The organism is Cellulomonas gilvus ATCC 13127 (assembly GCF_000218545.1).
Taxonomy (GTDB): Bacteria; Actinomycetota; Actinomycetes; order Actinomycetales; family Cellulomonadaceae; genus Cellulomonas; species Cellulomonas gilvus.
On sequence record NC_015671.1, the window covers coordinates 2,852,976 to 2,879,966 of the forward strand.

15 protein-coding genes are annotated in these 26,991 nt (G+C 71.6%); 2 read left to right on the plus strand and 13 right to left on the minus strand.

Annotated elements, in window-relative coordinates:
* Nucleotides 1–181: 181 nt before the first annotated feature.
* The 11 genes from CELGI_RS12975 to CELGI_RS13025 form a co-directional block, all read right to left on the minus strand.
* Nucleotides 182–1,231, minus strand: a complete 1,050-nt coding sequence (locus CELGI_RS12975; protein WP_013884589.1) for an ABC transporter permease subunit — start codon at nucleotides 1,229–1,231, stop codon at nucleotides 182–184.
* On the minus strand, nucleotides 1,228–2,304 hold the full coding sequence (locus CELGI_RS12980; RefSeq protein WP_013884590.1) for an ABC transporter permease: 1,077 nt from the start codon (nucleotides 2,302–2,304) through the stop codon (nucleotides 1,228–1,230). Before CELGI_RS12980 ends, CELGI_RS12975 begins: the two co-directional genes overlap by 4 nt.
* Nucleotides 2,301–3,842 (minus strand): sugar ABC transporter ATP-binding protein, encoded by a 1,542-nt coding sequence (locus tag CELGI_RS12985; RefSeq protein WP_013884591.1) that lies wholly within the window; start codon nucleotides 3,840–3,842, stop codon nucleotides 2,301–2,303. The genes CELGI_RS12980 and CELGI_RS12985 overlap by 4 nt, the downstream gene beginning before the upstream one ends.
* 140 nt (nucleotides 3,843–3,982) lie before the next feature.
* Nucleotides 3,983–4,969: an ABC transporter substrate-binding protein gene (locus CELGI_RS12990; RefSeq protein ID WP_013884592.1), complete on the minus strand. Its 987-nt coding sequence runs from the start codon at nucleotides 4,967–4,969 to the stop codon at nucleotides 3,983–3,985.
* Between the two features lie 326 nt (nucleotides 4,970–5,295).
* Nucleotides 5,296–6,804 carry an L-arabinose isomerase gene (gene araA / locus CELGI_RS12995; RefSeq protein ID WP_013884593.1) on the minus strand — a complete coding sequence of 503 codons (1,509 nt, stop codon included), beginning with the start codon at nucleotides 6,802–6,804 and terminating at the stop codon, nucleotides 5,296–5,298.
* Nucleotides 6,801–7,544: an L-ribulose-5-phosphate 4-epimerase gene (locus CELGI_RS13000; protein ID WP_013884594.1), complete on the minus strand. Its 744-nt coding sequence runs from the start codon at nucleotides 7,542–7,544 to the stop codon at nucleotides 6,801–6,803. The genes araA and CELGI_RS13000 overlap by 4 nt, the downstream gene beginning before the upstream one ends.
* Before the next feature lie 30 nt (nucleotides 7,545–7,574).
* The gene (locus tag CELGI_RS13005) at nucleotides 7,575–9,200 is read right to left on the minus strand and encodes a xylulokinase (RefSeq protein WP_013884595.1); all 1,626 of its coding nucleotides are present in this window, start codon (nucleotides 9,198–9,200) and stop codon (nucleotides 7,575–7,577) included.
* Nucleotides 9,201–9,358: 158 nt separating this feature from the next.
* Complete coding sequence (locus CELGI_RS13010) at nucleotides 9,359–11,302, minus strand: glycoside hydrolase family 127 protein (protein ID WP_013884596.1); 1,944 nt, start codon at nucleotides 11,300–11,302, stop codon at nucleotides 9,359–9,361.
* Entirely contained in the window at nucleotides 11,299–12,123 is an 825-nt protein-coding gene (locus tag CELGI_RS13015; protein ID WP_013884597.1) for a carbohydrate ABC transporter permease, read from the minus strand. Before CELGI_RS13015 ends, CELGI_RS13010 begins: the two co-directional genes overlap by 4 nt.
* Nucleotides 12,120–13,088, minus strand: coding sequence for a carbohydrate ABC transporter permease (locus CELGI_RS13020; RefSeq protein ID WP_013884598.1), 969 nt, complete (start codon nucleotides 13,086–13,088; stop codon nucleotides 12,120–12,122). Before CELGI_RS13020 ends, CELGI_RS13015 begins: the two co-directional genes overlap by 4 nt.
* 83 nt (nucleotides 13,089–13,171) lie before the next feature.
* Nucleotides 13,172–14,491: an ABC transporter substrate-binding protein gene (locus CELGI_RS13025; protein ID WP_013884599.1), complete on the minus strand. Its 1,320-nt coding sequence runs from the start codon at nucleotides 14,489–14,491 to the stop codon at nucleotides 13,172–13,174.
* A 194-nt stretch (nucleotides 14,492–14,685) separates the two neighbouring features.
* Here CELGI_RS13025 and CELGI_RS13030 point away from each other — a divergent pair, with 194 nt between their 5' ends.
* Entirely contained in the window at nucleotides 14,686–15,750 is a 1,065-nt protein-coding gene (locus tag CELGI_RS13030) for a LacI family DNA-binding transcriptional regulator (protein WP_013884600.1), read from the plus strand.
* 52 nt (nucleotides 15,751–15,802) lie between these two features.
* Nucleotides 15,803–16,390 (plus strand): YbjQ family protein, encoded by a 588-nt coding sequence (locus CELGI_RS17480; protein WP_013884601.1) that lies wholly within the window; start codon nucleotides 15,803–15,805, stop codon nucleotides 16,388–16,390.
* Between the two features lie 101 nt (nucleotides 16,391–16,491).
* On the opposite strand, the gene CELGI_RS13040 is transcribed toward CELGI_RS17480, so the two are convergent.
* A complete protein-coding gene (locus tag CELGI_RS13040; RefSeq protein WP_013884602.1) occupies nucleotides 16,492–20,643 on the minus strand; it encodes a family 43 glycosylhydrolase in 4,152 nt (1,383 codons plus the stop codon).
* Between the two features lie 100 nt (nucleotides 20,644–20,743).
* Nucleotides 20,744–26,920 carry an Ig-like domain-containing protein gene (locus CELGI_RS13045; protein ID WP_013884603.1) on the minus strand — a complete coding sequence of 2,059 codons (6,177 nt, stop codon included), beginning with the start codon at nucleotides 26,918–26,920 and terminating at the stop codon, nucleotides 20,744–20,746.
* Nucleotides 26,921–26,991 lie beyond the last annotated feature (71 nt).

Genomic DNA, 26,991 nt, shown 5'->3' on the forward strand with positions numbered 1-26,991 from the left:
GTGCTCCTACCTCTCCAAGGTGTGGTGAGCAGGACCGCCCGGTCGCCACGTTGCGCCGGGTGGTCCGCCCTCCCGGCCGTCCGGGACTCCCCGGTGGCAGCCGGGCCCGGACGGACGGGAGGGTTCTTTCGTCTTCAGTTGTGCCTGCGGCGTCGGTGCCGCGGGTGGGGTGGTCGGCCGGCTACCTCCGCCGGGCGACGAGCACGCGCTGCAGCAGCACGAAGCCGAGCAGGATCGCGCCGATGAGGATCCGGTTCCACCAGATCTCCAGGCCCTCGCGGTTGCAGATGACCAGGATCAGGCCGTACACCGTGACGCCCGCGAACGAGCCGAGCACGAACCCGGACCCTCCGCTGAGGAGCGCGCCACCGATCACGACCGACGCGATCGCGTCGAGCTCCATGCCGACGCCCGACAGGTTGTAGCCGGACTTGGTGTAGAGCGCGAACAGGATGCCGCCGATCCCGGCGCACGTGCCCGAGATGACGTAGACCCACATCTTGGCTCGGCCCGGCTGCAGACCCATGAGGCCCGCCGCCTGCCCGCCGTCGCCCGAGCCCAGGCCGTACACCGTGCGACCGAACCGCGTGTAGTGCAGCAGGTACACCGCGAGCAGGAGCACCACGAGCGCGATGACCATGCTGAGGTTGATGTACCAGGTGTCGCGGCCCTCGCCGAACTTGATCTTCCAGGACGCGAGCGAGGCGAACCCGTCGTCCTTGATGCCGATCGACGTGGTCCCGATCATGTTCGCCAGGCCGCGGGCCAGGAACAGGCCGGCGAGCGAGGCGATGAACGGTTGGATCCGGAAGTACTGGACCATCACCCCGATCAGCGAGCCGATCGCGGTCCCGACCAGGATGCCGAGGATGAGGACCAGCGGCAGCGGCGCACCGCCCTCGAGCAGCTTGGCCACCACGAGGCCCGTGAGGGCCACGACACCACCGACCGACAGGTCGATGCCGCCGGAGATGATCACGAACGTCATGCCGATCGCGAGCACCAGCAGGTAGGAGTTGTCGATGAACAGGTTGGAGAACAGGCGCGGGGAGATGAAGTCCCGGCTGTCGGTGCTGTAGCGCATCTGCCCGATCACGAGCAGGAGCACCAGCGTGGCGAGCGTGCCGGCGATCGGCAGGAAGCGCCGGTCGGCGAGGCGGTGCCACCACGCGGCGGTCGCGCGCGGGGTCGTCCCCGTGGGGGCGGGCTGGGTCACGGTCGGGGCGCTCACGCCGCCACCTCCACAGGCTTCTTGGGCGTCGGCTGCTGCGGCAGGCGCGGGATGCGGCGCAGGCCGAGCCCCTCGCGCAGCCGCTCCGACCCGGCGATGCAGATCGCGATGACGACGATCGCCTTGAACAGGTCCTTGGACTCGGACGGCAGGTGGAAGATGATCACCGCGCGGTCCAGCGTGGTCAGGATCAGCGCACCGACGATCGTGCCCGCGAGGCTGAACTTGCCGCCGTCGAGCTTGGTGCCGCCGATGACGACCGCCATGATCGCGTTGAGCTCCATGAGCTGACCGATGTTGTTCGCGTCGGCGGCCATGGTCGGCGCGCCGTACACCAGGCCCGCCAGGCCCGCGAGTACGCCGCAGATCACGTACACGAGCCACGTGATGTTGCGTGAACGCACACCCGCCATGTGGCTCGCGGTGCGGTTGATGCCGATCGACTCGAGCAGCATGCCGAGCGCGGTCCGCCGCACCAGGAGCGCGACGAGCGTGAAGACGACCGCGCCGATGATCACCGGCGTCGGGATCCCCAGGACGAACCCGGACCCGATCGACTTGAACGGTGCCGAGTGCGTGGTCGTGATCTGGCCGCCCGTGAACGCGAGCGCGATGCCGCGCCCCGCGACCAGCAGGATCATCGTCGCGATGAACGGCTGGATGCCGAGCCCGGCGACCAGGAAGCCGTTGAACGCGCCGACCACCGCCGCCACGGCGAGCGCGATGCCCACCGCCGTCAGGGCGGTCACGGCGCTCTCGCCGTTGCCCGAGTTGTCGATGAACGTCAGGGCCACGGACAGCGAGATCGCCATCACGGCGCCGACCGACAGGTCGATGCCGCCCGTCGCGATCACCAGGGCCATGCCGAGCGCGAGCAGCAGGAACGGGACGCTGTTGCGCGTCACGTCGACGAGCTGGCCGAACAGGTGGCCGTCGACGATGCGGACCTCGAGGAAGCCGGGGCTCGCGATGCCGCACGCGATCCACAGCGCGACGAGCGCCAGCGCGGGCCAGAACAGGTGGTGCCGCGTGACCTGGCGCAACCAGGTCTGCGGGGTCAGGGTGCCGGTCATGCTGCGTCGCTCCCGCTCGCTGCGATGGTCTCGAGGACGGTCGAGGATGTGACGTCAGGACCGTTGGTGAGCTCGCCGACCTTCTCGCGGTCCCGCAGGACGACGAGGCGGTGCGACAGGCGCAGGACCTCCTCCAGCTCGGAGGAGATGAACACCACGCCCATGCCCTGGGACGCGAGCTCGACGACGAGGCGCTGGATCTCGGCCTTGGCGCCGATGTCGATGCCGCGCGTGGGCTCGTCGAGGATGATCAGCTTGGGCGAGGTCGCGAGCCAGCGCGCGAGCAGCGCCTTCTGCTGGTTGCCGCCCGACAGGTTGCGGATCAGCATGTTCGGGTTCGGCGGCTGGATGTTCAGCGCCTGGATGTAGTGGTCGACGACCTCGTCGAGCTCCTTGGCCGGGATGCGGCGCCAGATGCCGCGGTTGGCCTGGATCGCGAGAGCGATGTTCTCGCGGACCGTGAGGTCCCCGATGATCCCTTCCTTCTTGCGGTCCTCGGTGGAGTACGCGAGGCCCGTCTTGAGCGAGGACAGCGGGGAGGCGCCGCGCACCTCGTCGCCGAACAGCGTCAGCGTGCCGGAGTCGGCCTTGTCCGCGCCGTACAGCAGGCGCGCGAGCTCGGTGCGGCCCGAGCCCAGGAGGCCCGCGAAGCCGACGATCTCGCCCTCGTGGACCGAGACGTCCACGGGCTGGATCGAGCCGCCGCGGCCGATGCCGATCGCGGTCAGGAGCGCCGGCCGCTCGCCCTCGTCCTGCGCGACGCGCTGCGCGCCCGCCTCGATGGCCGCGAGCTCGTCGCCCGCGCGACCCAGCATCTTGGAGATGAGGTCGATGCGCGGCAGCTCGGCGGTCAGGTACTCACCGACGAACTTGCCGTTGCGCAGGATCGTCATGCGGTCGCTGATCTCGTAGATCTGCTCGAGGAAGTGCGAGACGAACAGGATCGCGACGCCCTGGTCACGCAGCGAGCGGACCACGGTGAACAGCTCGGCGACCTCGGCCTTGTCGAGCGAGGACGTCGGCTCGTCGAGGATCAGGACCTTGGCCTCGACCACCATCGCGCGCGCGATCGAGCACAGCTGCTGCACCGCGATGGAGTGCGAGCCGAGCTGCGAGGCGGGGTCGATGTCGAGGTTGAGCCGGGCGAGGTACTCCTTGGCCCGGCGGCGCGTGGCCGGCCAGTTGATGAAGGGGCCGACCCGCTCCTCGTGACCGAGCATGACGTTCTCGGCCACGGAGAGGTTCGCGCAGAGGTTGACCTCCTGGTACACCGTGCTGATGCCGGCGGCCTGGGCCTGCGCTGTGGAGTGGAAGCGGTGGGACTCACCGCCGACGCGGATCTCGCCCGCGTCGATCTGGTAGACGCCCGTGAGCGCCTTGATCATGGTGGACTTGCCGGCGCCGTTCTCGCCCATCAGGGCGTGCACCTCTCCGGGGCGGAGCGTCAGGTCGACACCGTCGAGGGCGCGGACGCCGGGGAACTCGATGGTGATACCGCGCATCTGCACGACGGGGGCGGAGTCGGACGTGAGGGACATCGTGGGTCATCCGTCCTGCGAGTGAACTGCTTCGTTGCAGCGACGAGCCGTGCGGCGGGGCGGGTCAGCACCCCGCCGCACGGCTGTCAGGGAGTCACTGGCGTGCGACCAGTGTCAGTGGGTTGCCCTGAGGCGGCCTGTCAGTACAGGCGGGCGTCGATCTCCTCCTGGGTGATCGTCTGGTCGAAGGCCTTGTCGACGACGATGGTCTCCTTGGGGACGTCCTCGCCGTTGTGGACCTTCTTGATGGCGTCGACGATCTGGTCGCCGAACACCGGGTTGCACTCGACGACGTAGTTGAACTTGCCGTCCTTGAGCGCCTGCAGGCCGTCGCGGACGCCGTCGATCGTGACGATCTTGATGTCCTTGCCGGGCACCTTGCCGGCGTCGGTGATCGCCTCGATGGCGCCCAGGCCCATGTCGTCGTTGTGCGCGAAGACCAGGTTCATGTCGGGGTACGCCTGCAGCGCGGCCTCCATGGCGGCCTTGCCCTCGGCGCGCGTGAAGTTGCCCGACGCCTTGCCGACGATGTTCTCGGCGCCGACGACCGCGTCGAAGCCCTCCTCGCGGTCCACCTGCGCGCCCGAACCGAGCGTGCCCTGGAGCTCGAAGATCTTGGCGTCGGGGACGTTGGCCTTGACCCACTCGCCGGCGGTGGTGCCCTCCTGCTTGAAGTCGGCACCGATCCACGTGACGTACGGGTCCTCGACCGTGGTGTCGACCGTGCGGTCGACCAGCACGACGGGGATGTCCGCGTCCTTGATCTCCTGGAGGACCTCGTCCCAGCCGGTCTCGACGACCGGGGAGAACGCGATGACGTCGACGCCCTGGTCGATGAAGTCGCGCAGGGCCTTGATCTGGTTCTCCTGCTTCTGCTGCGCGTCGACGAAGTTCAGCTCGATGCCGTTCTCCTCCGTCAGGCTCGCCTTGACGGACTCGGTGTTCGCCGTGCGCCAGCCGGACTCCGCACCCAGCTGCGAGAAGCCGACGCTGATGAGGTCGTCGCCACCCTTGTTGTCGTCGGCCGGCTTCTCGTCGCCGCCGCCGCTGCTGCACGCAGCCAGGCCGAGCGCGAGCACCGCCATCGTGGCGGTGAGACCACGCGTACGCATCTTGTTGCTGACCATGCCTTCTCCTCCTCGAGAAACCAGTCCGTGCGGGGGGCACGTCTGTGTGCGTCAGTCCCCGATCACCAGCGCCCGCACCTCCGCGTGCGGAACGCGATGTGAGCGTTCACTTAGCGATGTTAGCGCTCACAACACCCCAGGCATAGCCCGTTGACGGGTTGTTACGAACCTGTGACCGAGAACACTCCGACTCGTGACCTCGGCCGACCGCGCACACCGTACCTCGCGACGGCCGGTACCCGGACGCACCGCTGCCCGGGCGTCACGCGGACGTCCGGGCAGCGGCTGACCTGCAGGTGCTCAGGGTGTGGCGGGATGGGCGCCCGTCACAGACCCTGGGCGAGACGGTGGTAGGCCTGGTTCCAGCGCACCTGGTCGCGGAAGCCGCGCCGCGTGGTGTGCTCGTCGATCACCAGGAGCTCGGCCGACGACAGGTCCGCGAAGATCTCGAACGCCTCGACCCCCACCGCCGTGGACAGCACGGTGTGATGCGCACCGCCGGCGGTGAGCCAGGACTCCGCGCTGGTCGCGAAGTCCGGACGCGGCTTCCACACCGCACGCGCCACGGGCAGGTTCGGCAGCGACGCGCGCGGCGGCACGACGTCCACCACGTTGGCGGTGAGCCGGAACCGCTCACGCATGTCCGCGAGCGAGACGACGATGCCCTCGCCGGCGTCGGCGTCGAACACCATCCGGACCGGGTCCTCCTTGCCGCCGATCCCCAGCGGGTGGATCTCGACGCGCGGCGTGGACGTGGTCAGCGACGGGCAGACCTCGAGCATGTGCGCCCCGAGGATGACCTCGTCACCCGGCGTCAGGTCGTAGGTGTAGTCCTCCATGAGGGACGCGCCACCGGGCAGGCCCTCACCCATCACCTTGGCCGCACGGACCAGCACCGCGGTCTTCCAGTCGCCCTCGGCGCCGAACCCGTAGCCCTTGGACATCAGGCGCTGCACCGCGATGCCGGGCAGCTGGCGCAGGTCGCCCAGGTCCTCGAAGTTGGTGGTGAACGCCTTGGCGCCCAGCTCGGTCAGCAGGTTCTCGAGCGCGATCTCCTGCCGCGCGGCGTACCGCAGCGACTCGTGGCGCTCGGCGCCGGCGCGCAGCTCGGGGACCACGTCGTACAGGTCCTCGTACTCCTTGACCAGCACGTCGATCTCGGCGTCGGCCACCTGCGCGACCGCGGCCACCAGGTCGTTGACGCCCCACGTGTTCACCGAGACGCCGAACCGCACCTCGGCCTCGGTCTTGTCGCCCTCGGTCACGGCGACGTTGCGCATGTTGTCCCCGAACCGGGCCAGCCGCAGCGACTGCGTCGCGGCGCGGCCGGCGGCGGCGCGGACCCACGTGCCGACGCGCCGTGCGACCACCGGGTTGCTCACGTGACCCGCGACGGTGGTCCGGGTGACGCCCATGCGGGACGCGATGTACGCGTACTCGCGGTCGCCGTGCGCGGCCTGGTTGAGGTTCATGAAGTCGAAGTCGATGTCCGCCCAGGGCAGCTCGACGTTCGCCTGCGTGTGCAGGTGCAGCAGCGGCTTGTCGAGCACGGACAGGCCGTGGATCCACATCTTGGCCGGGCTGAACGTGTGCATCCAGGTGATGACGCCCAGCACGCGGTCGTCCGAGTTCGCGTCGAGCATGGCGCGGCGGATCGAGCCCGAGTCCTTCAGGACGGGCTTCCAGACGATGCGGACGGGCACGTCGGGGCTCGCGTCGAGCGTGCGCGCGACCTCCTGCGACTGCTCGGCCACCTGACGGAGCGTCTCCTCGCCGTACAGGTCCTGGCTCCCGGTGAAGAACCAGACCTCACGGTCGGCGTACGGCTTGCTCACGCGTGCTCCTCCTTGGTGGCCGGGGCTGCGCCGCCCTGGCCGTAGACGTTCTGGTACCTCGCGTAGAGCGAGTCGACATGGTGCTGCTCGATGGGCAGCGGCTCGCCGAGCTGGCGAGAGATGTGGACGGTCCGGGCGACCTCCTCGACCATGACCGCGGCCTTGACCGCAGCCTTCGCGTCGCGGCCGATCGTGAACGGGCCGTGGTTGCGCATGAGCACCGCGGGGCTGCGCGAGTCGCGCAGCGTCTCGACGATGCCGCGGCCGATCGAGTCGTCGCCGATCAGCGCGAACGGGCCGATCGGGATGTCGCCCCCGAACTCGTCGGCCATCATCGTCAGCACGCACGGCACGGGCTCGGCGCGTGCGGCCCAGGCCGTCGCGTACGTCGAGTGCGTGTGCACCACTCCCCCGATCTCGGGCATGTGCGAGTACACGTACGCGTGCGCCGCGGTGTCCGACGACGGCGAGCGGGTGCCGTCGACGAGCGCACCCGTCAGGTCGCACACGACCATCGCCTCGGGCGTCAGCTCGTCGTACGTCACGCCCGAGGGCTTGATCACCAGCAGGTCGCGCTCGCTCGGCCCGGCGGGGTCGACGACGACGCGCTGCGAGACGTTGCCCGCGGTCCACACCACCAGCCCCCAGCGCGGCAGCTCGGCGTGCAGCCGCGCCACCACCTCACGCGTGCGGGCCACGGCGTCGCGCACCGAGGCGGGGTAGTCGTCCAGCGTGGTCATGCGTGCTGCTCCTGCGTTCGTCGTGATCGGTCAGAGGGCGTCGGCCGCCGCGCGCTCGACCGCGAGGCCGGCCACGTAGCGGTCCAGGTAGGCGGCGTAGCCCTGCACGTCGTGCGGGTCGGGCTCGACCACGTCGACCTGAGCGCGCGCGAAGATGCGCGTGCTCAGGTACGTGCCGAGGTCCTGCTCGTGCGCGGCGCCCAGGTAGGACGCGAGCACCGCGATGCCCCACGCTCCGCCCTCGCCCGCGGCGCTGCCGACCGCGACGGGGGCGTCCACCGCGGCCGCGAGCAGGCGCTGCGCGACACCCGCGGTGCGGAACAGCCCGCCGTGCGCGTACATCGCGTCGACCTCGACGCCCTCACCGGCGAGGATGCGCATGCCCAGGCTGAGCGTGCCGAACGCGCCGTACACCTGCGTGCGCATGAAGTTGGCGAGCGTCAGGCGGCTGTCCGGCGTGCGCACGAACAGCGGGCGCCCCTCGGTCAGGCCCGTGATCGGCTCACCCGACAGGTAGTTGTAGGCGAGCAGCCCGCCACCGTCGGCATCACCCGCGAGCGCCTCGCGCAGCAGCGCGCCGAACACGGCGTCCGCTCCCGCGGGGCTGCCGAGCGCGGCGGCGAACTGGCCGAACAGGTCGGCCCACGCCGCGAGCTCGCTCGCGCCGTTGTTGCAGTGCACCATCGCGACCAGGTCGCCGCTGGGCGTGGTCACCAGGTCCAGCTCGTGGTGCACCTGCGCGAGCGGCTTCTCGAGCACGACCATCGCGAAGATCGACGTGCCGACCGAGATGTTCGCGGTCCGCGGCGCGACCGAGTTCGTGGCCACCATGCCCGTGCCGGCGTCACCCTCGGGCGGGCACAGCGGGACGTCCGCGGCGAGCGTGCCGCTCGGGTCGAGCAGCGCGGCCCCCTCGGCCGTGAGGCGGCCCGCCTCCTGACCGGCGACGAGCACCTGCGGGAGCAGGTCGACCAGCGGCCGGCCCGGCCCGCGGTCACCCACGAGCGCGTCGAACGCGGCGAGCATCCGGGTGTCGTAGTCGTGCGTCGCGGTGTCGATCGGGAACATGCCCGACGCGTCTCCCACGCCCAGCACGTGCCGGCCCGTGAGCCTGCGGTGCACGTAGCCCGCGAGCGTCGTGACCGACGCGATCGCCGGCACGTGCGCCTCGCCGTCGAGGATCGCCTGGTACAGGTGCGCGATCGACCAGCGCAGCGGGATGTTGTGGCCGAACAGCTCGCTCAGCTCGGCGGAGGCCTGCCCGGTCGACGTGTTGCGCCAGGTGCGGAACGGCACCAGCAGCTCGTCGTGCTCGTCGAACGCGAGGTAGCCGTGCATCATCGCCGAGACGCCGATCGCGGCGAAGGTCCGCGGGCGCACGCCGTAGGACGCCTCCACGTCCGCGACGAGCGCGGCGTACGCGTCCTGCAGGCCGGTCCAGACGGCCTCGAGCGAGTACGTCCACACGCGGTCGACGAACTGGTTCTCCCACTCGTGGCTGCCACCCGCGACGGGCGTGCCCTCCGGGTCGATCAGGCACGCCTTGATGCGCGTCGAGCCCAGCTCGATGCCCAACGTGGTGCGGCCCGCCGCGATGTGCCCGCGGGTCGCCGCCTTGCTCTCCTCGACGCCCTCGGGCGTCTCGTTCTCGGTCATCGCGCCCCTTCGCACGTACCGCCATCTGGTGCCCGTTCGGGCGACTTCCACAATGTTAGCGCTCACACCGGACTACGTACACCTCGGCCCGACGACGTCGCCCGGCCCCGCCACCGTCGCACGCGACGGCACGGCAGGACCGGGCGATGTCGGCCACGTCAGCCTGCGGGGATCCAGATCCGCATGGTGCTCGGACCCCTGTTGGCCCACGAGTGGTACGGCACGAGCTCGACGGCCAGGTCCTCGCCCCGCGGGGCGACGGCACGCGCCGTCGCGTCGGGCACCACCGGCACCGCACCGGCCGCGTCGTCGGCGGCGCCACCGTACGGCCACGCCGCATCGGCGTGCGCCACGGCGCGCATCCGTACGCGAGCACCGCGGCCGCTGTCCTCGACCACCGAGCGCGGCACCAGCTCCACGTCGTCGACCTCGAGTCCCGTGGGCAGGTCGGTCGACTCGAGGCACAGCACCACCGGGCCGCGCTCGAACGCGACGCACCCGCGCACGGCGTCGATCCGCTCGTCGGGCAGCGTGGTACGCACGCCCACGGGCAGCGTGAGCCGGACCTCCTGGCCCGCGCGCAGGTCGGTCGCCCGCGCGACGCGCGCCACCGGGGCGCCGTCCAGCGTCGCTCCCTGGGCCCACGCCGGGACGCGCAGGCTGAGCTCCCACGGACCGTCGGGCGCCTCGAGCACCCGGACGACGACGTCGCCGTCCTGCGGGTAGCGCGTCTCGACCTCGAGCCGCACGGCGCCGCCGTCGACGCGCGTGTCGACCCGGCACGGCACCAGCTGGTGCAGCTGCACCCCGGCACCGTCGGTGGTGGCCACGTACCCGGCGAGCGACGCGAACGTGCGCGCCACGTTCGTCGGGCAGCACGAGACCTCGAACCACGGCGCCCGCAGCCGGGACAGCGCCCGCGGGCTGACCTCGTCGGCCGCCGCCTCCTGACCCGGTACCCGCTTGTGCAGGGGGTTGGTGTAGAAGAACGAACGCCCGTCCGCGGCGGGCGACGTCGCGACCACGTTGTAGAGCGTGCGCTCCACCACGTCGCCGTACGCGAGGTCACCCGTCGCGAGCGCGAGCCGCCAGGCGACCATGACGGCGCCCACCCCCGCGCACGTCTCGCAGTACGACCGGTCCGGCGGCAGCTCGAAGTCGTCGCCGAACGCCTCGTCCTGGTGGTGCGACCCCATGCCGCCCGTCAGGTACGTGCGGCGCGCGAGCGTCGTCGCGAACTGCCGGCGGGCGATCTCCAGGAGCTCGTCGTCGGCGGACTCGACCGCGAGGTCCACCACGCCGGCCGTCAGGTACATCGCACGGACCGCGTGGCCGCGCAGCACGGTCGCCTCGCGCACCGGGACGTCGTCCTGGTAGTAGGACCGGCCGAACTCGATGTCGGGCAGCGTGCCCGTGCCCCGACGTTCGACGAACAGCCGCGCCTGCTCCAGGTAGCGCTCCTGACCCGTGGCCCGGTACAGCTCGACCAGCGCGACCTCGATCTCGGCATGGCCGCAGACCGACGCGATGCCCTGCGGCCCGAACGCCTCGCACACGTGGTCGGCCGCGCGCAGCGCGACCCGCACCAGCGTGTCGTGGCGGCCCGAGCGCAGCCGCGCGACCGCGGCCTGGATCAGGTGGCCGTAGCAGTACAGCTCGTGGCCCCACGCCAGGTCGCTGTAGCGCGGCTCCTGCCCGGGCCGGCCGTACTTCGTCGAGAGGTAGCCGTCGGGCTCCTGCACGGACTCGAACAGCTGCGCGAGCTCCTCGATGCGCGCGTCCAGGCGCGGGTCGCCCGTGCGGGCCACCTCCCAGGCCATCGCCTCGACCAGCTTGTAGACGTCCGAGTCGGAGAACTCCCGGCCCGTGCGGGACTGCGCGACCGTCCCGGCCGCGGCTGCACGGAAGTTGTCGATCCAGCCGACGCGCTGCTCCCAGGCGTCGCAGTGGTCGATCGTGGCGGTCGCGTTGACGTGCTGGCGCTCCGCCCAGAAGCCGCCGGTGATGGTGACCTCGTCCAGGCCCAGCGGTCGCAGGCGGCCGGCGCCGGGCAGCGCGGGCGCCACGGCGCCGCGGGTGTCGTTGCTCAGCATCGTGATCATCCCTTCAGGGCACCGGACATGAAGCCGTTGACGTAGTGGCGCTGCAGCACCAGGAACAGCAGGACGCAGGGCACCGTGAGGATCACGACGCCGGCCTGCGTGGCGCCGTAGTCGATCACGCCCATGACCTGCTGGCGCATGTTGACCATCGCCAGCGGCAGCGGCTGGTTGTCGCCGCCCACCAGGAACAGCGGCACCATGAAGTCGTTCCACGCCGCCAGGAAGGCGAACAGGCCGACCGTGATGAGGCCCGGCTTGACCGCGTGCAGCAGCACGCGGCGCAGCGCGCTGAACGAGCCGCAGCCGTCCACCAGCGCGGCCTCCTCCATCTCCTTGGGGATCGCCTCGAAGGAGATGCGCATCATGAACGTCGCGAACGGGAGCTGGAACACCGCGAGCACCAGGCCGACCCCGACGAGCGTGTTGTTGAGGTGGATCGCCTTGAGCCACGTCATGAGCGGGATGAGCAGCGTCGCGTACGGGACCATGAGGATCGCGAGCGTCAGCAGGAACAGCAGGTTCTTGCCCGGGAACGTGAACCGCGCGAACGCGTACCCGCCGAGCGTCGACGCGACGAGCGTGACCACCACCGCGGTCGCGCTGATCACCAGCGAGTTGCCCAGGTACGCCCACAGACCCGCCTGGTAGTGCAGGACCGTCTCGTAGTTGCCCAGGCCGAACCCGTCGACCTGCGCCGATCCGGGCTGCGGCGACACCGAGCTGATGGCCGTCCACAGGATCGGGTAGAGGAACAGGATGCCGAGGCCTCCCGTGAGCACGTAGAACGGCGTGCGCGTCAGGCCCTTGGTGAGCCGGTTCATGCCTTCGCCCCCTTCTTCTGGGCGCCACCCTCGTCGGTGCCGCGCAGTGCGCGGAGCTGGACGACGTTGATGACGACGAGGGCGAGCAGCACGATCACCGAGAGCGCGGCGGCCATGCCGAGGTCGCGCTTCGACTCGAAGGCCAGGTTGTAGACCAGCTGGACGACGGTCATCGTCGAGCCGTCCGGCCCGCCCTTGGTCAGGATGTAGAACTGGTCGAACGCCAGCAGCGAGCCCGTGACGCACATGATCGTGGACAGGGCCAGCGACGGACGCAGCAGCGGGATGGTGATCCCGCGGAAGATCTGCCAGCGGCTCGCGCCGTCGATCCGCGCGGCCTCGTACACGTCGCCCGGGATCGACTGCAGGCCCACCAGCAGCAGGAGCATGTAGAACCCCGCGAACCGCCACACGATGAGCGCGACGGTCGACCACAGCGCGCCCGACGGCGTGCCGAGCGGCGAGACGACGCCCTCCGTGAACCCGAGCTTCTCGAGCAGCGGGGCGATGGGGCCGACCTGCGGTGAGTACAGCGCGTAGAACAGCAGCGACGCCGAGGCCAGACCGAGCGCGGTCGGCAGCAGGAACGTCGTGCGCAGGAACGCGCGCCACCGGCTGGTCTCCTGCACCAGGAACGCCAGGCCCAGGCCCAGGCCGATGAGCAGGACGGTCGCGATGACCGTGTACTTCAGGGTGAACCAGATGGCCGGCCAGAACATGCGGTGGTCGACCACCGCGGAGTAGTTCTCCGGCAGGTTCATCCCCTTGTTGCCGGCCAGGAGCGGCCAGTCGTTGCCCGACATGAAGAACACGAGCAGGACGGGGATGACGAAGAAGACGAGGACGAGCGCCGCGGTCGGGCTCGCGTAGGCCCAGGCGCGCAGGTTGCGGCGGGCTCGGGCGGGACGTCGGGCCGGCGGCTTCGCCGGGGCCACGTCGGCCGGGTGGTGCTGGGTGAGGGTCATGGTGCTGCTCCGCTGCTGCGAGTGTCCGACGCTGCCCGGCGCGGGCGGCGGCGACGAGGTCGCCACCGCCGCCCGCGGCCCGGTCACTGCGAGAGGATCGCGGTGATGGCGTCGTTGTCCGCGTCGACCGTGTCGGTGCGGTCGAAGGTCGCGTTCCGGATGAGCGTCACCCACGGGCTGCCCGCGGCGTTGAACGCCTCGGCGAAGTACGCCGCGACCGGGGTGCGGCCGTTCGGGATCGCCTGCGCGGCCACGGAGGCGACCGGGTCGTCCGCGGTGAACTCGTTCTCCAGCAGCGAGTTGCGGGAGACGACGTCGCCGGCCTTGGCCACGACGTTGAGCTGCGTGTCGTCGGACAGCATCCACGCGAGGAAGTTCCACGCCTGGTCGACGTGCTCGGAGTCCTTGGAGATGCCCATGCCGTCGCCACCGAGGAACGTCGAGCTGCCGCCGTCGACACCCGGGATCGGGCCGACGCCGACGTCGATGCCCGCGTCGATCGCGGCCTTGACGACCGTGTTCGGGTACTGCATGACGCCGACGTTGCCGTTCTGGAACGGGGCGACCCACGTGGAGCCGTTCTCCTCCTTGGAGCCCGCACCGATCGCGCCGGACTCGTTGAGGCCCGCGTACGTCTCGTAGAGCGCCTTGGCGGACTCGCTGGCCAGGAGCGACTGCGAGCCGTCCTCGGAGATGACCTCGTCACCCGAGGCCCAGATGGTGGGGAACCACGTGAACACCAGGCAGCCACCGCAGTTGCCGCCGTAGTACGTGCCCGAGACCCCGTCCTTCTTGAGGTCGGCCACGGCCTGCGCCTGCTCCTGGAACTCGGCGAGCGTGGTGGGACCGGCCTCGGGGTCGAGGCCCGCCTCCTTGTAGAGGTCCTTGTTCCAGACCATCACGGAGATGTCCTGGACGAACGGCAGCGTGTGCTGCGCGCCGTCGAGCGTGCCCGCGTCGATGTGGCCCGAGGAGATGTCGTCCTTGTAGGGCAGCGCGGAGATGTTGTCCGTGATCTCGGTGAACAGCCCGTTCTCGACCCAGTACGGGACGCGGACGACGTCGCCCGCGAGCAGGTCCGGGAGCTCGCCGTTGGCGGCCGCGCCGCCCACCTTGGACTCCATGTCGTCGTTCGGGACGATCTCGAGCTTGATCTGGTTGTCGTGGCTCGCGTTGTACGCCTCGACCAGACGGGTCGCCTGGGCCTCGAGCGGGGCACGCGTCCACATGGTCAGCTCGGTGCCGTCGTCGACGCCCTCGGCGCTCGACGCACCGCTCGCCGACTCGCCGGGTGACGGCGTCTGCTCGTCGTCACTGCACGCCGTCAGACCCGCGAGCGCGATACCCGCCACGGCCAGACCGGCCACCAGGCGCGTACGCCCGCGAAGGTGGACCTTCGTCATCGTTCCTCTCCTCAGCAATTCGACGTTGAAGCTGCTGTCCGGCCATCCGCTGCGACGTACCGGCCCTACGAGGTGCTGCCCTCTCGCGATCGAAACCAACGAAAGGGTTTTCCGTGACAGTAGCGGAACGCTCACATCACGTCAACGACGTCCGCGTCCCCCGCTCAGCACCCTGATGTGGCTACCATCGGGGCATGAACGAGCATGCCGACGGGGGCCGGCCGAACCGCAGCGCGAAACCTGCCGATGAAGGCTTTCAGGGCCGCCGCACGACGACGCTGTCGGACGTGGCGCGCCTGGCCGGGGTGTCGATCGCGACGGCCTCCAAGGCCCTGAACGGACGCGCACAGGTGCGTGCGGAGACGCGCGCCAAGGTCATGGCGGCCGCCGAGCAGCTGTCCTTCTCCCCCAACGGGCTCGCGCGCAGCCTGCTGACCGGCCGGTCCGGCACGGTCGGCCTGGTCACGCACGACCTCGAGGGCCGGTTCTCGATCCCCACGCTCATGGGCGCCGAGGACGCGTTCGGGTCCGGCAAGGTCTCGGTGCTGCTGTGCGACGCGCGGGGCGACGCGATCCGCGAGCAGCACCACATCCAGGCGCTGCTGGGCCGGCGGGTCGACGGCCTCATCATCGTGGGCGCACGCCCCGACCCGCGCCCGTCCCTGGGCAACCTGCCCGTGCCCGTGGTGTACGCGTACGCGCCGTCCGAGAACCCGCAGGACTGCTCGCTGGTCAGCGACAACGTGGGCGGCGGCCGGCTCGCCGTCGAGCACCTGGTGGCATGCGGTCGGTCGCGCATCGCGATCATCTCCGGCGACTCGAGCTACGGCGCCGCGAACGACCGCGTCGCGGGTGCGCTCGACGCGCTCGACGAGGCCGGGCTGCTGCTGGTCGGCGGGCAGGCCCTGTTCGGCGCCTGGACCGAGGAGTGGGGCCGCGGCGCGACGCGCGGCCTGCTGGCCAAGCACCCGGACATCGACGCGATCCTGTGCGGCAGCGACCAGATCGCGCGCGGCTGCCTGGACGCGCTGCGCGAGGCGGGACGTGACGTGCCCGGCGACGTCGCCGTGATGGGCCACGACAACTGGGAGATCCTGGCGAGCAACGCCCGACCGCCGCTGACGAGCATCGACATGAACCTCGAGGAGCTCGGCCGCCGCGCGGCCGCGCGGCTGTTCGAGGCGATCGAGGGGCATCCCGCGCACGGCGTCGAGACCATCCCCTGCCGCCTGGCCCTGCGCAGCAGCACCGCGTCCTGACCCGCGCCGATCCGCTCCTGCCGGGCGACCGGCGTGCCCTAGTCTCGCGCGCATGATCATCACGACGACGGACTCCGTCGAGGGCTACCGCGTCACCCGCTACTTCCCGCCCGTGGTCGCGAACGTGGTCGCCGGCACCAACGTGCTCAGCGACCTGTTCGCCGGGCTCTCGGACGTGTTCGGCGGGCGTTCGGCGACGTACCAGACCTACCTCGCCGAGATGCACGCGGGTGCGGTGCGCGAGCTCGAGCAGAAGGCCGCCGCGCTCGGCGCGAACTGCTTGCTCGGCACCCGGTTCGACCTCGACCAGATCTCGGGCAAGGGCATGCAGATGTTCATGCTCAACGCCGTCGGGACGCCCGTCACGATCGCGACGGACGCCGAGATCGCAGCGCAGGCGGCCGCGGCGCAGGAGGTGCGGCTCGAGGCGGAGCAGCGCGCCGCGGAGCGCCGCGAGCGGCTGGCCGGAGCGACGTCGGTTCAGGACATGCTGCGGGATCCGGAGATCGCCCGGCAGGCCAAGGAGCGGTACCGGCTCTACGGCCGCGACGTCAGCGCCGCGTTCCTCAACGACAAGGCCCGCGAGCTCGGGCTCGGCGACGTCGACGTGTGGCCGGAGGACGTGGCCGGGCTCGTCTAGCCGGACGAGGACGTGCAGCGGGCGGGCGGTGCGTGGCACCGCCCGCCCAGGCCGCCGCAAGGACCCTCACCTCCTCGCGGCGGCCGTCCGTGGCCTGTCCGTCAGCGCGCCACGCGCACGGCGGCGGAGGACACCGTGGTGCTCGCGTAGCCCGCACGGACCGCGGTGACGGCGAGGGTCACGGTGCGACCCGCCATCGCGGGCGTCAGCCGCAGCGTGCTGCCGGTCGCACCGCTCACGCGCGTGCCGCCGACGAACCACTGGTAGGTGACCTTCGTCGGTGCCGGGGTCCACGTGCCGAGCGCGGCGCGGAGCGTGGCGCCCGCCTTGGCCGTGCCCGTGATGCGCGGCTTCGGGGCGGTGAACGTCCCCTTGGCCACGGTGACCGGAGCGGACGTCACCGATGCCGTGGTCCAGCCGGTACGCGCGCCGGTCACGGTGACGGTGAGCCGCTTGCCGGCCAGGTTCGGCGTGAGCGTGAGCGAGGGGGCCGTGGCCCCCGCGACCGTGGCACCGTTCGCCGACCACCGGTAGGTGAGCGTGCTGGGCGCGGGCGTCCAGCTGCCGAGCGTCGCCTTCACCTTCGCGCCGACCTTGGGCGTCCCGCTGATCCGCGGCGCGGGCGCGACGAACGTGCCCTTCACGACGGGCCCGACCGCGGCGGACAGTGCCGAGGCACCCACCAGGCCGTCACCGAAGCCGGTGACGCGCACCGTGATGACGGCGCCCAGCTGCGCGGGCGTCGGCGTGAACGACCTGCCGGTGGCACCCGGGACGGCCGCGCCGTCGGCCTGCCACTGGTAGGCCAGGCGCACCCCGGCGGGACCCCAGCCGGACGTGCCGACGGTCAGGGCCGAGCCGACCGCGGCGGTGCCGGTCACCGTGACGGTGCCGGGCACCACCTGCTCGGGTGCGGGCGTGCAGTCGGGGGCGGGGAAGCCGAACGCGTACGTGACCACCTGCGCCTCACCCGCCAGGACGAAGCCGGGCAGCGGCCGTGCGACCACGGAGACCGTGCTGCCGGGTGCGGCGGTGAGCACGCCGTCGACCTGCTCGCCGTCCACGGTGTACCGCACGCCCTCGACCACGGGGATCGTGATCGAGCCGTCGGCCGCCGCGCCGTCCACGCAGACCGACGCGGTCGCGGTCGGGGCCACCGGAGCGACCTCGACGTCCTCGACCGGGCAGTCCGGCGCGGTGAACTGGTGCGTCCACAGCGCGGTCGCACCGTCGGCCAGCTGGTAGCCCTCGGCCGCCTCGGCGGTGACCGTCACCGTTGCGTCGGCCGGGACCTCGAGCGACCCCGTGACGAGCTCGCCGTCCACGCGGTACAGCACGCCCTCGACCGACGGCACGACGACCGTCGCGGCCTCCGGCACACCCGCGACGCACTCCTGCGCCTCGGTGAACGTCGGCGCCGCCGGGGTCACGCCCTGCGGCTCGTCCTGCGCCGCGACGACCTGCCACTCGCGGATGCCCACCGAGCCCTCGCCCGAGGCGGCGCCCCAGGACTGCGCGAGGATCCGCAGCGACCGCGTGGTCACCGGTGCGAAGTCCACGCCGTCGAAGCCCGTCCCGGTGCGGCCGTACGTCGCGCCCTCGTCGAGCGTGACCTCGCGCCACGTGGTGCCGTCCGCGTCCAGGTACTGCAGCACCCAGGAGGCCGGCGGGATCATGCCGCCGCCTGCGGTGTCCGGGCCGTCGCGGTACCACCACACGCCCACGGAGTCGACGTCGACGTCGAACGACCACGTCAGGCGCGGGATCTGCTCGCCGACCTGCGGCCACGTGCCCCACGACGAGCCGTACTTCGCCGCGGCGTCCTCGAACAGCCCGTTGGTGCCGTCCTTGAGCCCGTTGACGTTCTCCCAGCTGGACGTGAACGACGCCGTCGCGGTCGCGTACGTGGCGACGTTGCCCTCGAGCTCGGCATCGGGCGACAGCGGGATCGTGGTGCTGCCGGTCGTCACGTTGCCCGCCATGTCGCGCACCCGGTGCACCAGCTGGTGCGGCAGCGCCGACGGCGCCGCGATGGGCGTGCCGGCCGTGGCCGTCTGCCACGCGCCGGTGCCGTCGAACCGGTACTCGATGGCCGCGACGCCGGACAGCGCGTCGGAGGCCGTGAGCGTCACCGTGCGGGCCTCGGCGTCGAGCGTCGCGGTCGCCGTCGGGGCGACCTTGTCGATCTTGACCGTGCGGGACACCTCGGCCGAGGCGTTGCCCGCCGCGTCGCGCGCCTTGCCGAGCACGGTCGTCGTGCCCGACGCGGTGATCGTCGCGTCCGTGTACCGCACGCCGGGCGTGTCGGTCCAGGGCCCGTCCCCGACCTTCGCGGAGACCGTGGTCAGGTAGTCGACCGCGTCCTGCGCGCGCACGCGCGCCACGACGTCGGACGAGTACCAGCCGTCCTGCCCGGACGTGCCGGACACCGAGATGCTCACGTCCGGCGCCTCGGAGTCGGCCGGCGGCGTGGTGGTCGCGTCCTCGTCGACGACGACCTCGACGCTCACGTGGTCGGCCGCGTAGCCGAGCGCGCGGCCCTCGACCGAGAACGTGCCCTCGGCCGCGTAGTCGGCCGGGTCGACCGGTCGCCACGTCACGGGCGCCCACAGCTGCTGGCCGTCGACCGTGATCCGCGCGGCGCGGGGCAGCACGGGTGCGACACCCGGCTTCGTCGTGACGGACAGGGGTGCGACGGCCGTGGGGGCCACCGCGTAGACCTCCCACTCGGACACGGAGACGGAGTTGACGTACGCGCCGCTCGCGCGGCCCGCGAACGTGGCCCGCAGCGCGGTCGTCGTGACCGGGGTGAACGAGACCGTGAGCCAGGTGTTGACCGTGGTCGGGTACGTGGCTCCCTGCACGGGCTGCCAGTCGCCGTCCGCGTCGAGGTACTCGACGCGCCAGGAGGCGGGCGGCCGGATCCAGTTGGAGTCCTGGTGGAACTGGATGCCCACCGAGCCCGTGCGCACGGGCGCCGGCCACTGGTAGGACAGCCAGTCCGTCTCGTTCGAGCTCGTGGTGCCGCGGTAGTTGCCCCACTGGTCCGGGGGCAGGAGCGCGGTGGTGGCGCGGAAGCCGTCGTTGACGGCCGTGGTGCGCATGGGCGGCTGCTCGGTGAACGAGGCCGTGACCTGCGCACCGAGCGCGACGTTGTCGGTCAGCCGGAACGCGGGGTCGTCGGTGCGCGTGGGCGTCACGGGCAGGATCGTCGTGCCGTCCCACTGCACCTCGTCGATCGCCACCGACCGGCGGAAGTGGCCGCCGCCCGTCGCGTCCTTGGTGTGGTACGTGATGTACCAGGTGCCGTCGTGCTCGACCATCGACGGGTGCACCGTGGTCGCGGACGTGCCGGACAGGATGATGCCGCGGTACGTCCACGGACCCATGGGGCCGGGGGCGGTCGCGTAGCCGATGCACGCCTGGTAGTTCGACGGCGTGCAGGACGAGCCGCCCTGCTTCCAGTCGTAGAGCATGTAGTAGACGCCGTCCCGCTCGAACACCCACGGCGCCTCGTAGAACGAGGTCAGCCCGGAGATCGTCGAGATCGCCCCGTCCTTCTCGGTCATGCTGGGCTTGAGCTTGACGACGCGCGCCACGCTCCACGAGCCCCAGTACAGGTAGACCTGCCCGTCGACGTCCGTGAAGACGTGCGGGTCGATGACCTCCTGGCCGTTCGTGCTCGTCCCGAACACGTCCGCCCACGTCACCAACGGCGAGCCGATCGCGTCCTGCCACGGGCCCACGGGTGAGTCGGCGACGGCCACGCCGATCGCCATGCGGTTCGCCATCGACGTGTCGATCGTCTCGACCGGCACGTACCAGTAGTAGCGACCGTCGGCGCCGATGGTCGCCTGGCCCGCGTACGCGGCGTTGCCCGTGGCCCAGTCGAACACCTCGCCCGGGTCCATCGCGTGCTCGTACACGTCCCACTGACCCGACTCGACGTCGTCGGTCGCGAGGATCTCGTAGTCGTGCATGACGAAGCCGGCCTGCTGCTCGGCGGCCTCGTCGTGCCCCGTGTAGACGTACAGGCGGCCGTCGGCGCCGACGAGCGGCGCCGCGTCGGCCGTGTAGAGCGTGCCGTCCGCGACGATCGGGTTGCCGGGCGACGTGACGGTGCGGGTCGGGGCGGGGGGATCGGCCGCGAGCGCGGGCGACGCGGTCAGCGCACCCGTCGCGGCGAGCGCGAGTGCGGTGACGGCGGCCGCGAGCACGCGGTGCGTGCGGGCACGCCAGGTGTGCAGAGCCATGCGAGGAACCACCTTGTCCATCGGATGAGCGGGGTGCCCGGAGGGCGGGGACGACGAGGAGCGGGCGGCCGCCGGGGACTCCGGCGGCCGCCCGCGAGGGTCAGCGCGCGATCTTCACCGCGGCCGACGTGCGGCTCGTGGTGGTGTAGCCGGTGCGCGAACCCGTCACCGTGACGGTGATCTTCTTGCCCTTGTCGGCGCTGCGGACGGTGAACGTCGGCTTCGTCGCCCCGGCGACGACCTTGCCGTCGACCGACCAGCGGTAGACGAGCCTGGTCGGCGCCGGCGTCCACGAGCCGACCTTCACCTTGAGCGTCGCGCCGGCCTTGGCGGTGCCGCTGATGGTCGGCCGGGGCGCGGTGAACGTCCCGACGACGACCTTGGCGGACCTGGCCGACGCGACCCACGCCGTGGTGACGTACCCGGGCTTGCCCGCCCGGACCTGCACCACGACCTGCTTGCCGACGTCCGCGGGACGCGGGCTGAACGACTTCGTCGTCGCACCCGCGACCGCCGTGCCGTTCACCGTCCAGCGGTACTCGAGCGTCGCGCCCGCCGGCCAGCCCGAGGGCCGTGCGGTGAGCGTGGCGCCGACCTTGGCCGTGCCGCTGAGAGCGACGGTGCCCGTGGTGAGCGACCCGGCTGCCACCGGGCCGACGGCTGCGGACTGTGCCGACGCGGCCACCAGGCCGTCGCCGAACCCGGTCACCCGGGCCACGACCCGGGCCCCCGCGTGCTCCGCCGTGAGCGGGAGCTTCGCCGACGTCGCGCCCGAGACGATCGAGCCGTCGACGAACCACTGGTAGGCGTACTCGATGCCGTCGGGCCCCCAGCCCTCAGGCGTCGCGGTCAGCGTCGAGCCCACCTTCGCCGTGCCCGTGACCGTGACCGTGCCCGCCTCGACCCGCGCGGGCGGGGGCGGGACGTCGGCCGCCTCGACCACCAGCGGGGCCTCGTGGGCCTCGCTGCCGGCCGCGACGCGGACGGTGTAGTCACCGGCCTCGAGCCGCAGCGGGAGCGCCGCGGTGTGCAGCACGCCGTTGCCCGCCGCATCCGTGGTGAGCGTGCCGAGCGCCGTGGCCCCCGGCTCGAGCGTCACGGTGTAGTCGGTGTCGGGAGTGGCGCCCGTGAGCGTCACCGGGAACCCGGTGCCGGCCAGGACGGCACCCGTGGGCACCCCCAGCTCGACGGCCGAGGCCGGGACGTCCAGCACCTGCCACTCGACGATCCCGACGTACGCCGAGGCCGGCTTCGTGAGCGTCGCCCGCAGCGCGGTCGTCGTGACGGGGTCGTGCGTGACCACGTCGTACGCACCGGTCGTCGTGGTGAAGCCCGACGGGTGCGGCACGTCGACCCACTGCTCGCCGTCGCGGTACTGCAGCGTCCACGACGCCGGGACGTCCATGCCGCCGCCGTCGTCGAAGAACAGCACGCGCGACGTGTCGACCGTGACCGGGTCCGCCCACGTGAGCTGCGCCCACTGGGTCTCGCCCGTCAGGCCGTACGTGCCCCACGCGGTGCTCTGCGAGGCCACCGGCACGGTGTCCGCACCGTCGTTCAGACCGGTCGCCCGGTTCCAGGACGTCGAGGCGCTGACGGACGGGGTCGCGTTGGGCGCGACGTTGACCGACTGGCCGGGCTCGCGGTCCGGCACCTGCGTGCTCGCCTCGTCGGCGACGTTGCCCGCACGGTCGGTGGCGCGGTACGTGACCGTGCCGCCGGACGTGAGCGTGACCGCACCGGAGTACGTGCGCCACGCACCGTCACCCACGCGGTACTCGATCGAGGCGAGGCCGGAGCCGCCCTCGGTCGCGGTGAGCGTGAGGCGTCGGGCCTGCGCGTCGAACGCCGCCGCGACCACGGGGGCCACGGTGTCGACGTTCACCACGAGCGACTGCACGGCCGAGACCAGCCCGTCGTCGTCCGTGGCGCGTGCGCGCAGCGTCGTGCTGCCCTCGGCGGAGACCGTGACCGGGCCCGTGTACGCGGCCCACTCCCCCGCGGTCTGCAGCTCGATCGCCGGTGCGTCGTCCTCGTCGTCGGTCGCGGTGACCGTGACCTGGACGGGTCCGTCGAACCAGCCGGACGCCGGGGCGGCCGGGCTGGTGGAGAACGTGACGACGGGCGCCTGGTCGGCGGTCGCGAGGACCGTCACCGTGGCCACGGGCCGCTTGTCGGTGCCCGCGACGGTGCCCTCGACCTCGAACGTGCCCACGCCCGCCCAGTCCGCGGGGTCGACCGCGTCCCACGTGACCGGGAGCGACGCCTGGCCGCCGTCGTTGAAGACCGCGACCACGCGCGCCGGCAGCACCGGGGCCGTGCCCCGGTACGTGGCGACCGCGACCGGGTCGAACGTGTTGATCTGCACCGCCGTGACCTCGCGCACCCACACCGTGGCGCGTGCGAGCTCGGACGTGCCGTCCACGAAGCCCAGCACCGTGAACGAGCCCTCGGCCGCGTACTGCGCGGGGTCCACCGTCTGCCACGAGACCGGGGCCTGCGCACGTGAGCCGTTGGCGTACACCAGCTCGACCTGCGCCGGGAGGTCCGGTGCCGTGCCGGGTGTGGTGCGCACCGCGACGTCCTCGACGTCGGCGGGCGACTCGGCGAGCGCCTGCCACTCGATGATGCCGGGGTAGGACGAGCCGTTGCGGACCAGCGTCGCGCGCAGCGCCGTCGTGGTCACCGGGTCGTGCGTGACCGAGTTGAACGCGCCCGCCGTGGTGCCGTACGCGCTCGCGCCCGGGACCGCGCGCCACGTGGCGCCGTCCAGGTACTCGAGCGTCCACGACGACGGCGGCAGCACACCGTCCGGGGAGCCGTTGGAGTGGAACAGGATGCGCGACTCGTCGACGCGCACCGGCTCGTCCCATGTGAGCGTGGCCGAGAACGCCTGGTTCGCGTCCGCGGTCTGGCCCCACGTGCCCCATGCGTCCGTCTCGGCCGAGACCGGGTAGGGCGCATTGCCGTCGTTGATCGCGGCGACGCTGTTCCAGCCCGTGACCCGGGAGGCCGTCGGGGTGGCGTCCAGCGCGACGTTGACCTTCGCGGTGTCACCGAGCGTCGCGTGCACCGTGACGTCCTTGGTGGTCGTGAGCTCGCCGTCCGTGGCGGTCAGCCGCAGCACGTACGTGCCCTCGGCCGTGAACTGCACGACCGTGGTGGCCGACGACGGGCTCGCGAAGATCGCCTCGCCGTCCTGCGGCGCGGAGACCACCGACCAGGCCGAGGTCAGGTCGAGCGACGGCTGGCCGTCGTCCGAGACCGTGCCGACGACGCGGGCCTGCGACGGCTGCGCGAACGTCGTGTCCAGGTACGCCTTGACCTGCGGCGCGGCGTTCGTGGACGCGGGGGCCTCGGCGCCCGTCGAGCGGACCTGGATCTCCTTGAGACCCGTGCGCGCACCCGACGCGTGCTTGACGGTGAGCCGCACCTTGCCGGTGGTGACCTCGGGGAAGCGCACGACGTTGCCGTTGGCGGTGACGTAGGACGGCGTGCGCGCCTGGTCGGCGACCGGCACCCAGGTGCCGCCGTCGTCGTACTCCAGGCCGTACACCTGCGGCAGCGCGTAGCCGCTCACCGTGGCGGTGGTCGACGACCTGTAGAAGTGCAGGCGCACCTCGTCGACCGCGCGCTCCTGGCCCAGGTCCACGACGAGCGTGTCCGTGGTGCTCGGCGAGCCCGCGGTGCCCCAGAAGGGCTCGTTGGCCGTCGAGCCGTCCACCGCACCCGCCGCGGCGCGCCCTGCGGCCGCGAACGACGCGGTCACGGTGGCACCCTCGGCCAGGTTCGGCGCGGCCGTCGTCGCGGAGCTGATGTCCGTGCCCGCCTTCGCGAACACGTCGACCACGCGGGCGTCGTCGGCGAACCGCACGGCCGACGAGGTCGACAGGTCGCTGGTGCGCTCGGTCACCACCGTGGCGGTGCCCTCGAGCACCTCGACGTCACCCGTCGCCGGGTCGTACAGCACGTGCGCCAGGTCGGAGACCGTGAACGCGAGCTCGCCGTCCAGGTAGAGCGAGTAGCCCGCGGGGACGTCGTCGCCGTAGTGCGTGCCGTCGGCGTCCCACACCACCGCGAGGTCGCGGTCGTGGTACCGGATGTTGTCGGCCGTGAAGTGCGACCAGTCGAGGTCGATCGGGTCGAGCTCGATCTTCGCGTCGGAGCGTGAGCGCACGCCCATCGCGTCCTCGATCACCGTGAAGTTGGTGGCGCCCAGGATCGTGTGGTGGATCCAGGAGCGGTACCCGATCTCGCCGCCGTCCGCGGCCGAGCCGTTGGACCAGAACTCGTTCTGGTTCGGGAGGTTGTTGTCACCGCCCTGGTAGTGCGCCCACGCGTTCCAGTACAGGAGCTGCTTGTACATCTCGGGCGTCACGTAGTCCTGCGGGTAGTCCCGCAGCACCGAGGACAGCATGCGGAACCACACCGTCGAGTTGATGACCGAGAAGTTGTTCGAGCCCGGACCGCCGTACGCGGCCTGGTCCACCTGGTTCGCCGTGAAGAACGGGAACACCGGGTACTGGTCGGCGTCGGCGAACAGGCGCAGCGCCTCGACGTAGGGCTGGTCGTAGTCGGCGTCGCCCGGCTTGGGCATGAGGCCCACGCTGAACGGGTAGTAGTTGTTGATCTCCTTCCACGGGTTCAGCGCGCCGTCGGCGGTCATGCGGTGCTTGAGCAGGTTGCCGAACAGGCCCACCTGGTCCGGCGTGGTCCGGGCCGGCTCCCACAGGTACTGCAGGACCGCGTCCTTGACCTGCTGGGCGAGCGCGTCCATGTGCGCGGCGCCCTCGGTGTCACCCGCGACGCGGTAGAACTCCGCGGCAGCCTTGGCGTTGGAGTAGAGGTACGCGCTCTCGGTGCGGTCCATGTTGGCCGCGTTCGGCCGCCAGTGGAACGACACCGCGTCCGCGTCGTTGCCCGTCATCGCGCCCCACGAGTACTCGATGAGGCCGTTGTCGTTGCCGTCGTACGCGGCCAGCAGTCCCTCGACGTCGTCGCGCGAGTGGTCACCCAGCGTCTCGCCGATCGCACCCGGGCCGCCGTGCAGCTCGTACGCGCGCCATGCGGCCTCGGTGATGTACTGCGTGTAGCTGTTGGACCAGTTGGCCGGGTCACCGGGGTTGTCGACGAACTTGCCGCCCTTGGACGTCTCGCCCACCGACACCGCGGGGCCGTAGGAGTAGGCCGGGTCGCGGAAGTACTTGAGGTCGTCGATGAACATGCCGACGGTCAGCACGATCGCGTTGTTGTACCCGAGCACGCCCTCCATCGACGTGGGGAACTGGTAGTCGTTGCCCGGGATGTCGGCGTCGAGGAAGTTGTAGCGCATCAGCCACCAGCGGTAGAAGAGCGTCTTGTCGATGTTGTCCTCGGGCGTGTCCAGGTAGGGCACGTTGTCGACCCACCACTGGTTGTAGGCCGTGACGTGCGTCGTGTACGCCTGCGCGGGCGTGGCGTCGCGGTAGGCCTCGTACTCCGTGAGCGAGGCCGGGACCTCGTCGGCGATCAGACCGAGCTGCAGCTTGGTGGTCGCCGTGCCGCCGGCCGCCACGTCGAGCGTGCGGACCAGCGTCGCGCCCGAGCCCGCCGTGAACCCGTCGCCGGACAGGCGCGGGAACAGCGTCGTGAGGTCGTTGTACGCGCTCACGGTCCCGACGAGCTCGTCACCCTCGACGAGCGTGGCGTGCGGCGACGTGGCGGTGAGCGTCACGGTGTGCGCGGCGGCGCTGGCCACCGCCACGTTCGCCACCAGCACGTTCTGGTCGGTGATGAACTTGGTCTGCGTGAGCGTGATGCCGCCCCCGGTGAAGACCGACCGGAAGTAGCTGGGCGTCTGGCGCCGCTGCGCGCTCTGCTCCGACATGGTGACCGCGGTGCCGTCGACCTTGACGGTGAACGCGAACGCGTCGCCCTTGCCGGTGGTGTCGACGTACGCGGTGTCGCCCCGCCAGCCCAGGCCGGTGGGGTTGTGCGTCTTCATGAACGCGGTGCGGCCCCGCGTGAACGCGACCGCGTTCTCGGTGCCGTCGAACATGGGGCCCGTGCGGGCCAGCATGCGGTCGAACCAGAAGTCGTCCCCGGGGGACGTCCCCGCACCCGCGGCCTGGTCGGCCGCGAACACGCGGGCCAGGTAGCCGCCCGGGGTGTAGTCGACACCCGTCGCGGGGACGGGCGTGGCCGACCCGGTGAAGGCCGGGTAGCCGAGCGAGTCCTGCGGGACCTCGGCGCCCGGGGCCGCGAACGCGGTGCCGGGGACGACGAGGCTGGTGGCCACGAGGGCCGAAACCGTTGACAGTCCGATGATCAAAGGACGTCGGCGCCGGGGCTGTGGCGCGGTGCTACGAG

Bases quoted from the DNA above. Each gene is read 5' to 3' on its own strand.
- CELGI_RS12980 (WP_013884590.1), bottom strand. From the start codon at position 2,304: ATGACCGGCACCCTGACCCCGCAGACCTGGTTGCGCCAGGTCACGCGG.
- CELGI_RS12985 (WP_013884591.1), bottom strand. From the start codon at position 3,842: ATGTCCCTCACGTCCGACTCCGCCCCCGTCGTGCAGATGCGCGGTATC.
- CELGI_RS12990 (WP_013884592.1), bottom strand. From the start codon at position 4,969: ATGGTCAGCAACAAGATGCGTACGCGTGGTCTCACCGCCACGATGGCG.
- CELGI_RS13000 (WP_013884594.1), bottom strand. From the start codon at position 7,544: ATGACCACGCTGGACGACTACCCCGCCTCGGTGCGCGACGCCGTGGCC.
- CELGI_RS13005 (WP_013884595.1), bottom strand. From the start codon at position 9,200: ATGACCGAGAACGAGACGCCCGAGGGCGTCGAGGAGAGCAAGGCGGCG.
- CELGI_RS13010 (WP_013884596.1), bottom strand. From the start codon at position 11,302: ATGATCACGATGCTGAGCAACGACACCCGCGGCGCCGTGGCGCCCGCG.
- CELGI_RS13015 (WP_013884597.1), bottom strand. From the start codon at position 12,123: ATGAACCGGCTCACCAAGGGCCTGACGCGCACGCCGTTCTACGTGCTC.
- CELGI_RS13020 (WP_013884598.1), bottom strand. From the start codon at position 13,088: ATGACCCTCACCCAGCACCACCCGGCCGACGTGGCCCCGGCGAAGCCG.
- CELGI_RS13025 (WP_013884599.1), bottom strand. From the start codon at position 14,491: ATGACGAAGGTCCACCTTCGCGGGCGTACGCGCCTGGTGGCCGGTCTG.
- CELGI_RS13030 (WP_013884600.1), top strand. From the start codon at position 14,686: ATGAACGAGCATGCCGACGGGGGCCGGCCGAACCGCAGCGCGAAACCT.
- CELGI_RS17480 (WP_013884601.1), top strand. From the start codon at position 15,803: ATGATCATCACGACGACGGACTCCGTCGAGGGCTACCGCGTCACCCGC.
- CELGI_RS13040 (WP_013884602.1), bottom strand. From the start codon at position 20,643: ATGGCTCTGCACACCTGGCGTGCCCGCACGCACCGCGTGCTCGCGGCC.